Source organism: Pseudomonas migulae (genome assembly GCF_024169315.1).
GTDB lineage: Bacteria > Pseudomonadota > Gammaproteobacteria > Pseudomonadales > Pseudomonadaceae > Aquipseudomonas > Aquipseudomonas migulae_B.
In genome coordinates, this window is sequence record NZ_JALJWR010000001.1 from 6,405,122 (window position 1) to 6,419,970 (window position 14,849).

The following is a 14,849-nucleotide window of genomic DNA, read 5'->3' on the forward strand; positions in this document are numbered from 1 at the left end:
GCATTACCGGAGTTGGAGGTGGGCGCTCGCAGTGACTGCGTTCGACGTGTGCTTGAGCTTGCGAGCCATCTGGGCATAGGCAACACCCAGCCCGGCCACCGACCAATACACCACGGGAATGAACGTGATGCTGCTGACGGTCACGATGGTCACCATAATCCCGGCCAGTGTCGCCAGGAGCGCGCGTCCGAGCCGGCGTGTCTCGTCATCCTTGTCGGGAAACGAGCGCATCGCTTTGCGGATGCCCAGCAGAACCGTGACGAAAAAAGCCACGAACAGCGTCAACCCGACCAACCCGACCTGCAGCGCCACGTTGATGTAGGTGTTGACGATATCGATGATGCCCTGGCCCTGGATCATGGACTGCATTTCCGGCGTGTTGCGGAAGTCGAAAGCGCCAAACAAGGGGTTGCGCTGGATAACGATCATTGCGTTATCGAACAAACGTTGCCGGTACGTGATGTTCTCTACTTCGAGAGTGCCAATGAACGGTAGCAGGTCCAGGATTTTGTGCCCGCCCGGCACGATGGCCAGCAATGGAAGGGCGAGCACCGCGGCGAGCGCCAGCAGCATCAATTTTTTGGCAGCGCCGCGACCCGTGGCGATGAACGCTGTGATCATGACGACGGCGCCGATCCAGGGACCGCGCGACAGCGGCGCGAACAATCCGCCAGCCAGCAAGAGACCGCCAAGCCGGCGCTGGAACTTGCTGCGCACACCTTCCTGCAAAAACAGGTACAGGCCGAGGGCGACGCTGATGACAAACCCCAGCGCAATGGCCTGGCCAGTGGTGGCGCTCGCGCGCAATGAACCGCCACGGCTCAAGTAGCCGGACATTTCCCATTGCATGCCCAGGGCGTCGGTCAGCGCGCTGTAGAGCAGCCAGCTGCGGGCAAATTCGAAGAGCCCGATAATCGACAGCACCATGGCGGCAAGGACAAAGGCCAACAGGGCGTCCTTGAAATCGTTGATGTCTTTCAGGGCCCGGCTGGCAACGTAGTAAGGCAGGAAAACTTCGATGAACATGTAGACGGTTTGGCGCAACGTGTCGGTGAGCGTGGTTTCGCGCAGCAACAGCAGGCTCGTCAACGCAAGGCCGCCGGCCAACAGCTTGTCAGGCCAGGTGCGCCCGAAAGGCAAGGTGTCCGCTCGCCTGCGCAGCGCGAAAAATGCCGGAAGCAAAACGCACAGGGACAACAGCCGGATGTGGTTGAGATCAAAGAAATAATTGATGATGCCCATGCCGGGAATCTGCGCCGACGCCGGCGGCACGATAAACAGCAACATGAAAAACAGCGCTATGGGATTGCGCTCGCGTTTTCGGGCGATCGTCAGCACCACAGCGGCAACGGCTGCATACACCCAGAAACTGTGCGCGAAAAAAACCAGCAGGGTCAAGACGAACCACAGGTTGCGGCGCCGTGTGAAGTCGTTGTACGGAATCAGGTCCTTTGCGGGTCGACGGGCAAGAGCAAAAACGGTGCCGGCGAGGACCAGAATGACGATTAGCGCGCGAATGTGCTCAGGCATGAATTAATGCACTTATTGAATGGTGAGCGAAGCATAGTGGATTGCCTGATTGCGGCTATAGTAACGTTCGTGCAACAGAGTCCGGGATTGATGTTATGCCTTCAGTTGATATATCGCCATCGTTGAGCCTGCGCAAGCGAGCGATATTCGCCGGAGCCTGGAATCTCGGGGCACTGGTCACGTCTCAGGCCATGCGCCTGGGCGGCAACCTGATCATGGCTCGCCTGCTGATGCCAGAGATGTTCGGCATCATGATCATCGCCACCACCGTTTCGGTGATCATCCATTTGCTTTCCGATGTCGGCTTGCGCCAGAACATCATCCAGAGCCCGCGGGGTGACGACCCGGTATTTCTCAATACCGTGTGGACCGTGCAGATCGTGCGCGGTTTTGTCCTGTTTGCCACGACACTTCTGATCGCAGGCTTCGCCTGGTTTGCGCAGGCCATCCAACTGTGGTCGCCCGAATCCACCTATGGTGCACCCGAGTTGCCGCTGGTGCTGGCCATTACCGGTTTCTCCGCAATCATCTATGGTTTTCAGTCGACAAAAGTCGACGTGGCCGTTCGCTCATTCCAGCAAAAGAAAGTCGTGCTCGCCGAGTTTGCGTCCCAGATTGCCGGCCTGCTGGTGATGCTGGTGATCGGTTACTTCACCCGGTCTATCTGGTCGCTGGTGGGGGCGGGTCTGGTCTCCGCTCTGGTCAGCCTGCTTCTGGGGCATTTCTGGTTTCCGGGTCCGCCTAACCGTCTGTTGTGGGATCGTAGTGCGCTCCAGGAGCTGGTCGTCTTCGGCCGGTGGATATTGTTGTCTTCGGCAGTGGGCGTACTGGCCATGAATGGCGATCGCATCTGGTTCGGCGGCAGCATGTCGGCCGCCGAACTGGGTGTCTACTCCATTGCCGTGCTGATTCTGGGGGCTATTACCCTCGGTGTGCAGAGGCTGGTTGGCGCCGTGGCGTTGCCAGCCTTCGGCGAAGCGGCAAGAAGCAATGACACCGTGCGGCTGCGCTCTTTGTATGACCGCTTCAAACTGATTGTCGACATCGCCTTGCTGTTTATCACCGGACTGTTGTGGGTCATCAGTCCTTTGATCATCCACTGGTTATACGACGAGCGTTATGCCGAGGCCGGCAGCATGATGGCCGTGCTTTCAGTGTCTTTCTTCACCTTGCGCTATGGCATCGCGCATCAAGCGTGGCTGGCGCTGGGACTCACGAAGTACCAGGCCATGGATAACATCATCCGCGCCGTCTCGTTATGGGTGTTGCTGCCGGTGCTGCTGGCCATTGGCGGGGTGAAATACGCCATTTGGGGTGTCGCGCTGCATACGTTTCCTACACTTGTGCTAATTGTTTACGTGAACTGTCGTATAGGGCTGTTCGATCTCAAGCGTGAGCTGGTTGTGCTGCCAATGTTGCTGGTCGGAGTGTTGTGCGGGGAGTTGGTGCTGGGCATTGCCGAATGGCTTTGATTTGATCGATGTCACTTGCTGCTTTCAACGCCTTGGCGGAACGTCATCCTTTTGGGGAGTGATGGGGTTCGCTGTGTAGCTGAAAATACAAACGCAAACTTAATGTCGTGGGGCTTTGAATCATGAGTGGACTTGATTTGAATACCTCTGTGATGGGGCGCAGAGACTTCCTCCAGGCGTTTGCCGTATTGAGTCTTGGGGGGATGACATTTGGATTGTCCTCACTCCTTGCTCCGCCTTCTTCTGAAAAAAACGGGTTTGTCGTGGTCAACGGCTGGGTGTTGCCTGCCCAGTATTTTCGGCAAACGCGCACATGATCAAAGATTACCAATCGCAGAAAGAACTGCGCGACCGCTATGACTTTTGCATCATCGGGGCCGGGCCGGCGGGCATCACGCTGGCATTGCGCCTGGCCGGGGGTGGACGTCGCGTGCTGCTGATCGAGGGCGGGGGGCACGAGTATTCGCAGCCCTCGCAAACCCTCTATAACTGCCCCTCGACAGGGATGAATGTCTACGCGGAAGAAACACGTCTGCGCTTTCTTGGCGGCACATCCAACCACTGGGCGGGGCGTTGCCGGCCCTTCGAGAAGTCAGATTTTGACATTGCGCCTCCCATCAAACTGCCCGGCTGGCCCATCGCATTCTCCGAGATCGAGCGTTATCTGCCAGCGGCCATGGCCATTGTGGATCTCCCGTCTGATACGGGATTCAAGGCCATCAATGCCTCCATGGATGGCAACGACTTTGTAGCGGACCGTTTTCTGCTGAGCCCGCCGACGCGATTTGCACAAAAATACGCCAAGGAACTCCAAGAGACCGAGGGGCTTGATGTCTTCATCAATTGCAACTGCGTCGATCTTGAGTTTGATGGCAAGACCGGCCGCATCGCCTCCATCGTTGTGTCGGATTACGACAGGCACCGGGAGCGAGTGACGGCAAAACAGTTCATTCTGGCAACGGGCGCCATCGAGAATGCCAGGCAGCTGATGAACAGTGAGTCGCTTGCATCCGCGGGTGTCGTCAGCAAGGACGGTTTGGTCGGCAGATGTTTCATGGAGCACCTGAACCTCGACCTGGGGACTTTCATCCTGGAAGAGGGGCAGAGTACCGAACCTCGACAGTACTTCACGACCGACGCGTTTGTAGCGCAATATCAGTCAGGCAAAGGGAATGTGTCTGCATCACTCCTGGCGCAAGTGCAGGCCTACGGGCGAATGGCGGCCATCAAGGATTTTCTGGAGAACCTCGCCTGCGATGCCGGGGTGGCGCACAAGATCGATTTCATTACCCGGTTCAATTGTCCCGGGGACGGGGTGATTACCACCCTGATCGAACAGTTTCCCAATCAAAACAGCCGCCTCACGTTGCACGATGAACGGGATGCATTGGGGATGCGCAAGGTCAGCATCAATTGGGAAGTGACACTCGAAGACAGACATACCATCAAGTGCATAGGGATGGAGGTGGCGAAGTGTTTTGCCGACACGGGGCTGGGCTTCGTCAAGCTCGATGACTACGTGTATGACCTCGCTGTGCCCCTGAAAGTGGCGCCCCACGCGCATCATATGGGAACCACACGGATGGCCTCGACACCCGAATCCGGAGTGGTCGACGAGAACTGCAAAGTGTTCGGCACCGATAATCTTTACGTCGCGGGCAGCAGCGTTTTCGCTACAGCCGGTGCGAGCAATCCGACCATGCCTCTTTTGCAGCTTGCCCTGAGGCTGGCAGACCATCTTAATCATCAAGCGGGCCCGGCGGGCAGGTATTCCTGATACTACAATCAAAAAAACCAGGGTGTTTCTGGCTCTGGCACGGATGAGAATCGCAGGATTTGTGAGGCTGACAGGATGATAAGGCTGGCAAGGCGTGCTGTAAGTTTTTTCGTCAACAAAACGGGGCGGGGGCGCTGGATCTTTAAACGGTTTTGTAATCCTGACGGGTTCGAGTGGGCTCGATATCTGGCGCGCTGGGGATCGCTGCATTCCGTCGGCAGCAATGTGTGGATCAATGTCGGTTGCAATATCGCTGACCCTTCGCTGGTGCGCCTCGGCAACAACATCGCTTTATCGGATTGCACCCTGTTCTGTCACGATGGAGCCGTTTTCTTCTCCACTCTCTACAACGTAAAACTTGATTCTGTCGGCCCCGTCGACATCCGTGACAACTGTTTTATCGGGCACGGTGCGATCATCATGCCGTGCGTGACCATAGGTCCGGGTTCAATTGTCGCCGCAGGTGCTGTCATCAGGAAAGATGTCCCGCCGGGTGTCGTGGTCGGGGGCAATCCAGCGAGAGTTTTTTGCACCGTTGAAGACCTGATGAAAAAATTCGAGGCGCGTTGCAACGACTATCCGTGGATGGACCTCATCAGAGAGCGCACCGGTAGCTATGATCCAAGTCTGGAGTCGGCGCTTATGGAAATGCGAGTGGAATACTTTTTTGGCGAGTCACCTAAATGACCCGTACTCCCCTTGATGTGCTGGTGGTCAACTACAACACCGCGAATCTGTTGCAGCCGATGTTTGATGCATTGCGCCAACCCAACAGTGCGGATCCCACGCGCTATCTGGTCGTGGACAACGCCTCGGCCGATAACTCCCTGGAGCGCCTGGAAAATGTTTGTCCGGAAGCGTTGCTGCTGGCCAATGAAAAAAACGTGGGTTTTGGTCGTGCCAACAATCAACTCGTTGAACACCTGCAGGGCAAGTACGCCTTGCTCATCAACACCGATGCTTTCGTTGCTGCGGACACCCTGAACAAGACGCTCGATTACATGGAGGCTCACCCGGATTGCGGTGTCCTCGGCGTTCGGCTGGTCGGCCGGGAAGGTGATCTGCAACCTTCGTGTCGCTTCTTTCCGACCCCGCTGAATGTGTTCCTCTCGCGTACCGGGCTTGAACGGTTTTTCCCCGTGGTGAAGAGGGTGGATGACATGGACTGGGATCACGCCTCGGTCCGTGAGTGCGACTGGGTACCTGGCTGCTATTACCTGATCCGCCGGGAAGTCATCGACCAGGTGGGTTTGTTCGATCCGCGCTACTTCCTTTATTACGAGGAGGTCGATCACTGCAAGCGCGTCAAGCAGGCCGGCTGGAAAGTGGTGTATTACCCGGACACCACGGTGGTGCATATCGGTGGTGAAAGTGCCAAGACGGTTGTCGAGCTCAATGCGGTCAGTCGACAGATACCCAAGATGCAGATCGAAAGCGAACTGTTGTATTTCCGCAAGCACCACGGTCTGCCCGGTCTGGCCCTGCATATGTTTCTGGTGTGCCTGGGCGACCTGATTCTGGCGCTCAAGGCGTTATTGAAAGGTCGCGGCCGAGCCGCCATCGGCGCGTGCTGGCAACATACGCGTGCCACCTTTGCGCTGCTGCGCGAGACCAAATTCGCTACCCAACCAACACGGTAGAGCCATTCATGTTCGAAAACATACGTGCGGACTTGCGTGCATACGCGGGTGATTGGGGGGCTCAGGGTTTCTGGGTGATGGTGGTTTATCGCTTCGGACGCTGGCGCTACGGCGTGCGTCCGGCGCTCTTGCGCAAGCTGCTCTCCTTTATCTACAAAGTGCTCTACAAACTGGTGCAGATTCTCACGGGCATCGAGCTGCCTTGTGAAGTCGTGGTCGGACGCAACTTTGTCATCGATCACTTCGGCGGCATCATCATCAGTGGGTACGCACAGTTCGGTGATGATTGCCGGATCCGCAATGGCGTGGTCGTGGGGCTGAAGAATGTCAATGATCCGATCGCCCCGGTATTCGGCAATAACGTTGATATCGGCACCGGGGCCAAGGTGCTGGGCAATATCCGCATTGGCAACAATGTCGTGATTGGTGCCAATGCCGTGGTGCTGACCGATGTTCCGGATGACTCGGTGGCAGTGGGCGTGCCCGCCACTATCAAGAGAAGGCAGCCTGCAGAAGCAACAGCGTCCTCCCTGGACACTTCCGACTGCGACGCCAAGTGAACCCCATGGCGATCGGCATGGGGGTCATTGTTATCGGTCGCAACGAAGGCCTGCGACTTGAGCGTTGCCTGGTTTCGCTGGTCGGTGCGGCAGAGCAGGTGGTCTATGTCGACTCGGGTTCAACGGACGATTCGGTGCAGATGGCCAAGGCGCTCGGGGTCGAGGTGGTCGAGCTGGATATGTCGATCCCGTTTACGGCGGCGCGTGCGCGCAATGAGGGATTTGCCCGCCTGCAACGACTGCTGCCGGCCATTCGTTACGTACAGTTCGTCGACGGTGATTGCGAGGTAGTCGAAGGCTGGTTGACCCGGGCACAGGCCTTTCTCGATGGCCGGCCTGAAGTGGCGGTGGTCTGTGGACGGCGCCGCGAACGTTTTCCGCAGCGCTCGATTTACAACTTGCTGTGTGACCTGGAATGGGACACGCCGGTAGGTGAAGCCAAGGCCTGTGGTGGCGACGCGTTGATGCGGGCTGATGCCTTCAGCGAAGCGTGCGGGTTTCGAGCGGACCTGATCGCCGGAGAAGAACCCGAATTGTGTGTGCGCCTGCGGGCGAATGGATGGAAGGTCTGGCGTCTGGCTGAGGAAATGACCTTGCACGATGCGGCCATGACCCGCTTCGGCCAGTGGTGGCGGCGTACATTACGTGGCGGTCATGCCTTTGCCGAAGGTGCTTTTTTGCATGGGGCTGCACCGGAGAAACATTGGCTGCGGGAATCGCGTCGTGCCTGGTTCTGGGGCCTGGGTGTGCCGCTGGCGACGGTGATCGCGATGTTGATGGTGGGATGGTCCGGGCTGCTTTTGCTGCTGGTCTACCCCTTGCAAGTCGTGCGCCTGGCTCGCCGGGGCGATAGATCCCCCCGGGAAAACTGGCTGCTGGCTTTATTTCTCGTGCTGGGAAAATTTCCCGAGATGCTCGGACAAGCCAAGTTTCTTCTGAACAGATTCGGCACCGGCAAAACCGCGTTGATCGAATACAAGTGAGACGTCCATGAATAATTGGCTGCTATTGAAGAGCGTGTTTTCCTTGCACGCGGGCTATTCGTTAAGAGCCCTGAAAAACAAGCTGAAATTATTGGTTTTGATTGGACAGAACTGGTCGGGGCTCAATGTGTTTTTGGGGCGCATGTCGAACGCCCTGGGCAAGTCCGGGGTCGAGAAGTTGGGAATTGATTGTATCGGTGTCGTTCATTGGCCCTACATCAGTAAAAACTGGAGCGCTCAGGATCGATTGGGCGTGCTGGCTTCGCATTACGAAGTCATCACAACAAGCTGCCCGCAATTATTGCTTTTCGGGCGAAACGAAAGTCTGGTGTTGAGTGACTTGTCGGCATTCTCCCCGGGTTGTTTCCTGGTGCTGGATCGTCCGACGTGGTTCATGCGTGAAGGGGAGCTGGTACTGAATTTGTTTCAGGGTGAGCTGCGTATTGCATCCATCGCGTTCACCTTGTGCCGCACCGACAATGAGTTATGTATGTTCATCGGCGCCGTCCAAGGGATACACAAAGGCGTGGAGAGTGATCTGTCGTTGAGTATCTACAGGGACCTGACAAAGGATTTTGAAGGCTTGCGACCAAGAAGCTTCCTTATTGAAGTGATCAAGTACCTTGCCACGAACCTCGGTGTCGAAAAAATCCATGCGGTAGGGGATGGGTATCGCCACCATCGTCATCCGTATTTTGGTGCTGAAAAATCTCAGGATCTGGCGGCAAATTACGACGTGATCTGGTTGGAGCACGGCGCGACGCCTTCAGAGCGCGAGGACTTTTTCGAGATTCCCATGGAACCGTCCAGAAAACCGCTCGACAGTATTGTTGCAAAAAAACGTGCCATGTACCGCCGACGCTATGAGCTTCTGGATGACACGTTCAGAAAGATAGACAGTGTTTTGTCAGCCAGTTACAGCAAGCGGTGTGACATTCCTGATAGCCGTACGACAGTGGAATCACCTGCAGCAATAACCCTCCGCAACGACAACTGAGCCTGGGTTCCTATGCGCATCGCTTACTTCATCAATCAGTACCCCAAGGTCAGCCATAGCTTCATTCGTCGCGAGATTCTGGCGGTGGAGCGTCAGGGTTTCGAGGTCCAGCGTATCGCGCTACGTGGCTGGGACGCCGAGTTGGTGGATGCCGAGGACGTGTCTGAACGGGATAAAACCCGGTATGTATTGCAGGACGGAGTCAAAGGGCTGATAGGCCCCGCGTTGCAGGTATTGCGCGCCCAGCCGCGACGCTTCTTTTCGACACTGTGGCTGGCGTTACGCATGGGCCGGCGTGCTGATCGCGCCTGGCCGTATCACGTGGTTTATTTGCTTGAAGCCTGTCGCTTGCTGATTTGGTTACAGGCGTTCGGCGCCAGGCATGTGCATGCGCATTTCGGCACCAACTCCACCGAGGTGGTCATGCTGGCCAACGCACTCGGCGGGCCAGCGTACAGTTTTACTGTGCACGGGCCGGAAGAGTTCGACAAACCGCAGTTCATTCATTTGGGCGAGAAAGTACGGCGCGCGGCGTTTGTCGCGGCGATCAGCTCTTATGGCCGCAGCCAGTTGTTTCGCTGGGTGGATCATTCGCACTGGGCCAAGGTGAAAGTGGTGCATTGCGGCCTGGAGCGGACGTTTCACGATGTGCCGCCCGTTGCCGTGCCGTCCGTGCCGCGTCTGGTTTGCGTCGGTCGCTTGTGTGAGCAAAAGGGCCAGTTGCTGTTGCTGGAGGCCGCGCGCATCCTGGCTGTGCAAGGCGTAGAGTTCGAGATCGTACTGGCCGGCGATGGGGAGATGCGCGGGCAAATCGAAGCCTTCATTGCACAGCATGGTTTGCAGTCGAAGGTGCGAATCACCGGCTGGATCAGCAGCGACCAGGTGCGTACGGAAATTCTTGCCGCGCGGGCCCTGGTACTGCCCAGCTTTGCCGAGGGTTTGCCGGTGGTCATCATGGAAGCCATGGCCTTGCGCCGACCGGTGTTGACGACGTATGTGGCGGGCATTCCCGAGCTCGTGCGCCAGGGTGAGAACGGCTGGCTGTTTCCTGCTGGCGAAGTGGAGGCGCTGGCGGCGGCGATGGCGGACTGCCTCGCGCAACCTGTCGAGGCGTTGCAGCGAATGGGCGAAGCAGCCTGGCAGCGGGTGGTGGAACGCCACGATATCGATACCGAAGCAGCCAGATTGGCTGATTTATTCAAGGCGCAAGCATGATCACGTTACTGGGTTGGCTGTTCAGTGCACTGCTGGTGCTCATCGTCCTGCCGGTGCTGGTGTTGTCTGCCCAGGTGCTGCTGGCCTGTCTGCCTGCGCGGTCACGTTCGTCGACACCGGGACCGCGGCCGCGGGTGGCGGTGCTGGTGCCGGCGCACAATGAATCCTCACTCATCGTTGCGACGCTGGACAGCATTCGGCCGCAGCTACAGGAAGGCGATCGTCTGTTGGTGGTGGCGGACAACTGTTCCGACGACACAGCGGCGCTGGCCCGCGCGGCGGGTGCCGAGGTGGTGGAGCGCAGCAATGCGCAGCAGCGTGGCAAGGGGTATGCGCTGGACTTCGGGGTGCGTCATCTGGCGAGCGATGCGCCGGACGTCATGATCATCGTCGATGCCGATTCCCTGGTGAGTGAAGGCTCGATCGAGCGCCTGGCAGTGCGCTGCATCGACGCTGGGCGGCCGGTTCAGGCCCTGTATCTGATGCATGCTCCGGCAGGTTCCGGGCTGAAAGTGCAGCTGGCCGAGTTTGCCTGGTGTGTGAAAAACCGGGTGCGGCCGCAAGGTTGGGCCCGGCTGGGTTTGCCGTGTTCATTAATGGGCTCGGGGATGGCTTTCGTCTGGAAGGACTTGGCGTTGATCGACCTCGCCAGCGGCCATATCGTCGAAGATCTGAAGATGGGCCTTGATTTCTGTCGAAGCGGCAAGCCGCCCTTGTTTTGCCCCGATGCACTGGTGACCAGTAATTTTCCGCGCAGTGACGAAGGCTTGAGTATCCAGCGCAAGCGTTGGGAACATGGTCATCTGGGCGTCATCCTGGGGGATGCGCCCAAGTTGATGGTGGAGGCGATCACCCGGCGTAACGGGAGTCTGTTGGCCATGACCCTGGATTTGCTGGTGCCACCGCTGGCGTTGCTGACGCTGGTTCTGGTCGCAGCCTTCATCCTGTCATGGCTGGTGTTTTTGCTGGGCGGAGCATTGGCGCCCGCAGTGATCGCTTCGGTCGGGATGATCCTGTTGGGCGGGACTGTCCTGCTGGCGTGGAGCCGTTTCGGTCGCGAGATCATCGCTTTTTCGACCTTGTTATATGCACCGTTCTACGCGTTGAAAAAAATCCCCCTGTACATCGGCTTCGTGCTGAAGCGACAGGTCGAGTGGGTGCGGTCGAAGAGGGACGATAACTAATGCACGCTTCGTCCTGGCAACACCGCTGGCAAACCATTACCCGCAAACTCAGGGTGGTCAGCGACGTTGATGATGAGCAACGATTGATTGAGGTGCTGTCCAGGCCGGACGCGACGACCGTGCTCGGATTCGCCAATGCCCATGCCATGAACCTGGTGGCAATCAATACCGATTACCACACCGCGCTGCTCTCGGCGGACGTGCTGCTGCGGGATGGCTCCGGCCTGGCCATCCTGTTTCGTCGCCTCGGTCTGGAACCGGGGCTGAACATGAATGGTACTGATTTCATCCCCAAACTGCTGGCCGCGTACAAAGGCCGGCGCGTGGCTTTCTGGGGGACTGAAGAACCTTTTCTAACCAATGCCGTGCGGCAGAGCGAAGCGCAGTTTGCGGTCAATGTCGTCTCTGCTCACCATGGCTTCGCACCCGTGGATACTTACATTGACCTTGCCCGGGAGTTTCAGCCGGAACTGGTGGTGCTGGGCATGGGCATGCCCAAGCAAGAAGCCGTCGCTGCCAGGCTGGCCGACAGTGGTGTGCCGTGTCTGGTCGTGTGCGGCGGGGCGATCCTGGACTTTCTCGGCGGCAAGGTGACTCGCGCTCCACAGTGGGTGCGTCGTATCGGTTGCGAGTGGGTGTTCAGACTCATCACTGAGCCAAAGCGACTGTTCCGTCGTTATGTGATGGGTAATCCGCTGTTTTTATTGCGTACTTTGATCTTCAGGCAAGCCTGACGTAACAGTTCTTTTGATCCCTCACTGAAGCTTTTCCGGCGCCATAAAAACAGCGTCTGAAATATCTTGCAAAACTTCGGCGTTGCACCTTTACTCAGGTTGAAGTTTCGACTTGACGGGTGTGCTTTGGGTTATTTGCTTCATTAAGATTGGCGTCAACAAAATGTTGTCAAGAAATCTTGAGTTTCAGGGAAGGAGTTGCGAGTTTTTCGCAAGAAGGAGGGTGGCAGGCTCAAAGTGGATGGCGGATTGTATCGAGACTGTAATATCCGCACAGTTTGGATAATGTGCTTAGTTGTCACGCTTTCATTTCGAGTCTTTGTTTTATTGATTTGAAACTCAAATGGCCCTTCCTTGAATTGTGCTGATAACCAAATGAAAGAATATATAGCGAAATTAATACGTCAGTTATTGACTCCTTCGGTGCGATTCGAGCTAAGGAACGTTGTCGCCTGGCTACGGGATATTCTTGGTCGAGCCTGTTTTTGGCGCTGGGAAATTGTCAGGTTCAAACTGCGGGAAGACAGCGCCTATGACATTCTCTACGCGGGCAGGAAAACACAGCGGGAGTTTGTGAAGGTTTTACTGGGCGTTCAATCTCAAGCTGTTGATGCTCAATTGAAGTTGGGCAAGTCAGACCGGACAGTGTTGGTCAGTGAAATACCGACCCCGGGTGCCTTGTATGTGCCTCAGTACCTGAGTGCTGTCGTGCCACTGAGCAGGTCAATCGACGAGATCACCGCGAGATACAACACCGAGCTGCGCCGGAACCTGCGCAAGAACCGTCTGCGCTACCGCATGAAACAAGCGCTGAACGATGACGAGATTGAAGTCGCAGACCGGGAAATGCTTCAACCCTATGCCGCGGCTCGACATGGTTCGGCCGCCTCGCAAATTGAAGCGCACGAAGTTCAACGGGTGGCAAAAGTCGCTGGGCGACTCGATCTGGTGCTGCTGGAAGACCAGATTGTTGCATGCCATCTTGGTTGCGTAGTCACGCGGGCAGGGAAGCGTTATTGGAGTACCGTGCGCTTCGGTTATCCCGATGTAGTGTTTTCGGATACAAAGAAGTTGCGTGAAGTCAACTCCATTACCACGTTCATGGCGCTTGAATGGGCGATTGAAAATGGTTTTGACTATTACGATATCGGCACTTGCCTGGCGCGCCCGGACGACGGACTTCTCGAATGGAAAAGACGACGCGGCGGTGATGTCGATACGCTGGGTAATCACGGCTATCTGTTTGTTCAACTGCCCAAAACAGGTGCCGCGCAGTTTCTCTGGGAGGCGCCGCTATTTGCTGTAGAGGGCAAGCACCTGACACTTCATCTCGGGTTGCCGGAAGGGCCGAGTGACGAGGAAGTTGCGCACCGATATCGCGAAATGGGCTTTGGTGGACTTTTCAAGGTATATATCCATTGTTCAAGGGTGCCCGGAGAAGCACTTCTCGATACCCTGCGTAGCCGTTACACGCATTTGAAGTCACCCCCTGTTCTGGAAAGTGTCGTATCCACCTGAACACATTCTTGTGTTTAGAGAACGTCAGTTTCGATAAAGAACGCCAGTTGCTGTTTGTCCATATCTGGATGGGGTGCCTATGTCTCAATTTAATGCATTGACCCTTGGCGGCCAATCAAAGTGGAGCCTTGCTGCTTACAAGCACCTTTTTCATACATGCATCACACGGACGCCCTCATTACCCCTGCAGAGCCAGGCCGTGAAAACCTGGGAAATTGCCCCGGGCGAAACCGCGATCGCGCCGCCTGCTTTCTACCTGCCCAATCAGCTCGAGCGTGTGACGGGGTGGGCCGAGGCGCTTTTTTATCCTCACGAGCATCCTCGACGCACCATGGAAGGGGTCGGTCGTGTGCAACATAACCCGACCCGGGGTTACTTGTTGAAGGATGTCTGGCTGATCGATGGCACGCTCTACAAAGGCAATGCCAAATCGTGGTTGACCCCTGGTTCTGGCCGGTTACCGGGCATTCGCGTAGAAAACGAAATCGATCGCGGCGCGTTGTATTGCACGGCGGGGGGAAACAAATGGTTCGGCACCTGGCTGATGGATGATTGTTTAACGTATCGACTGGCCAGCGACGAAGGGATCCCGGTGACCACGGCGCCCTGTGCCGATAATGTTTCCATCGCCAGGAACGGCATCATTCACGCCCCCGGTTACGAGAACTGGCTGGACATGAGGCCCGTTCGTTTACGTAATGCTTTTTTTCGTGAACTGGTGATCTTTGACGACCTGAGCCAAAACCGGCACAAGCACCTGCGTTTCCGGGCGATGGGTGAAAAACTGCTGTCACACGTCAACGCCAGCGCTCATCCAGGCGTGTTCATCCTGCGAGGTGGCAAGGGTGAGTTGCGATTGTTGCGCAATGAGAGGGCGCTTGCGGAGCGTCTGCGTGACCGTAGAGGCTTTCGCATTCTCGACCCGGCGACCTCCGATGTTCCAACCATTGTCGCCGCCTGTGCGGGGGCAAGAACCGTGATAGGGATCGAGGGGAGTCAGCTTATCCATGGGGTCAATGTGCTTCCCCCGGGTGGCTCGCTGCTGGTTTTGCAGCCGCCGGATCGTTTCGTCTGTTTCTTCAAGTACCTGACCGACCGTGACCGGCAGAACTTTGGTTTTGTGGTCGGTACGCCAGCGGGAAGCGGTTTTACTATCGATCCCGATGAAGTCGAGCGCACGCTGGATCTGTTTCCGTCATCGTACGGCGAGGCATGAACCTCGCCTTTACTCATGTCCGA

The 14,849-nt window shown here is 56.9% G+C and carries 14 protein-coding genes; 13 read left to right on the plus strand and 1 reads right to left on the minus strand.

The window, feature by feature from the left end; all coding sequences use genetic code 11:
- Window positions 1-3 precede the first annotated feature (3 nt).
- On the minus strand, window positions 4-1,530 hold the full coding sequence (locus tag J2Y86_RS29550; RefSeq protein ID WP_253439728.1) for an O-antigen ligase family protein: 1,527 nt from the start codon (window positions 1,528-1,530) through the stop codon (window positions 4-6).
- 95 nt (window positions 1,531-1,625) lie between these two features.
- Between J2Y86_RS29550 and J2Y86_RS29555 the strand changes: the two genes are divergently transcribed.
- From J2Y86_RS29555 to J2Y86_RS29615, 13 genes are all read left to right on the plus strand, one after another.
- Window positions 1,626-3,002, plus strand: coding sequence for an oligosaccharide flippase family protein (locus tag J2Y86_RS29555; RefSeq protein WP_253439730.1), 1,377 nt, complete (start codon window positions 1,626-1,628; stop codon window positions 3,000-3,002).
- 122 nt (window positions 3,003-3,124) lie between these two features.
- Window positions 3,125-3,319 (plus strand): hypothetical protein, encoded by a 195-nt coding sequence (locus tag J2Y86_RS29560; protein ID WP_253439732.1) that lies wholly within the window; start codon window positions 3,125-3,127, stop codon window positions 3,317-3,319.
- Complete coding sequence (locus J2Y86_RS29565; RefSeq protein ID WP_253439734.1) at window positions 3,316-4,779, plus strand: GMC oxidoreductase; 1,464 nt, start codon at window positions 3,316-3,318, stop codon at window positions 4,777-4,779. The genes J2Y86_RS29560 and J2Y86_RS29565 overlap by 4 nt, the downstream gene beginning before the upstream one ends.
- Window positions 4,780-4,854: 75 nt before the next feature.
- Complete coding sequence (locus J2Y86_RS29570) at window positions 4,855-5,466, plus strand: acyltransferase (RefSeq protein ID WP_253439736.1); 612 nt, start codon at window positions 4,855-4,857, stop codon at window positions 5,464-5,466.
- Window positions 5,463-6,419 (plus strand): glycosyltransferase family 2 protein, encoded by a 957-nt coding sequence (locus J2Y86_RS29575; protein ID WP_253439738.1) that lies wholly within the window; start codon window positions 5,463-5,465, stop codon window positions 6,417-6,419. Before J2Y86_RS29570 ends, J2Y86_RS29575 begins: the two co-directional genes overlap by 4 nt.
- Before the next feature lie 8 nt (window positions 6,420-6,427).
- Complete coding sequence (locus J2Y86_RS29580; RefSeq protein WP_253439740.1) at window positions 6,428-6,979, plus strand: serine O-acetyltransferase; 552 nt, start codon at window positions 6,428-6,430, stop codon at window positions 6,977-6,979.
- A 5-nt stretch (window positions 6,980-6,984) separates the two neighbouring features.
- On the plus strand, window positions 6,985-7,962 hold the full coding sequence (locus tag J2Y86_RS29585; RefSeq protein WP_253439742.1) for a glycosyltransferase family 2 protein: 978 nt from the start codon (window positions 6,985-6,987) through the stop codon (window positions 7,960-7,962).
- Window positions 7,963-7,969: 7 nt separating this feature from the next.
- Window positions 7,970-8,959 (plus strand): DUF535 family protein, encoded by a 990-nt coding sequence (locus J2Y86_RS29590; RefSeq protein ID WP_253439745.1) that lies wholly within the window; start codon window positions 7,970-7,972, stop codon window positions 8,957-8,959.
- A gap of 12 nt (window positions 8,960-8,971) precedes the next feature.
- A complete protein-coding gene (locus tag J2Y86_RS29595; RefSeq protein WP_253439747.1) occupies window positions 8,972-10,174 on the plus strand; it encodes a glycosyltransferase family 4 protein in 1,203 nt (400 codons plus the stop codon).
- Window positions 10,171-11,358 (plus strand): glycosyltransferase family 2 protein, encoded by a 1,188-nt coding sequence (locus J2Y86_RS29600; protein ID WP_253439748.1) that lies wholly within the window; start codon window positions 10,171-10,173, stop codon window positions 11,356-11,358. Before J2Y86_RS29595 ends, J2Y86_RS29600 begins: the two co-directional genes overlap by 4 nt.
- On the plus strand, window positions 11,358-12,092 hold the full coding sequence (locus J2Y86_RS29605; protein ID WP_253439750.1) for a WecB/TagA/CpsF family glycosyltransferase: 735 nt from the start codon (window positions 11,358-11,360) through the stop codon (window positions 12,090-12,092). Before J2Y86_RS29600 ends, J2Y86_RS29605 begins: the two co-directional genes overlap by 1 nt.
- Window positions 12,093-12,467: 375 nt before the next feature.
- Complete coding sequence (locus J2Y86_RS29610) at window positions 12,468-13,610, plus strand: hypothetical protein (protein WP_253439752.1); 1,143 nt, start codon at window positions 12,468-12,470, stop codon at window positions 13,608-13,610.
- Window positions 13,611-13,689: 79 nt separating this feature from the next.
- Complete coding sequence (locus tag J2Y86_RS29615) at window positions 13,690-14,826, plus strand: glycosyltransferase 61 family protein (RefSeq protein ID WP_253439754.1); 1,137 nt, start codon at window positions 13,690-13,692, stop codon at window positions 14,824-14,826.
- Window positions 14,827-14,849: the final 23 nt, after the last annotated feature.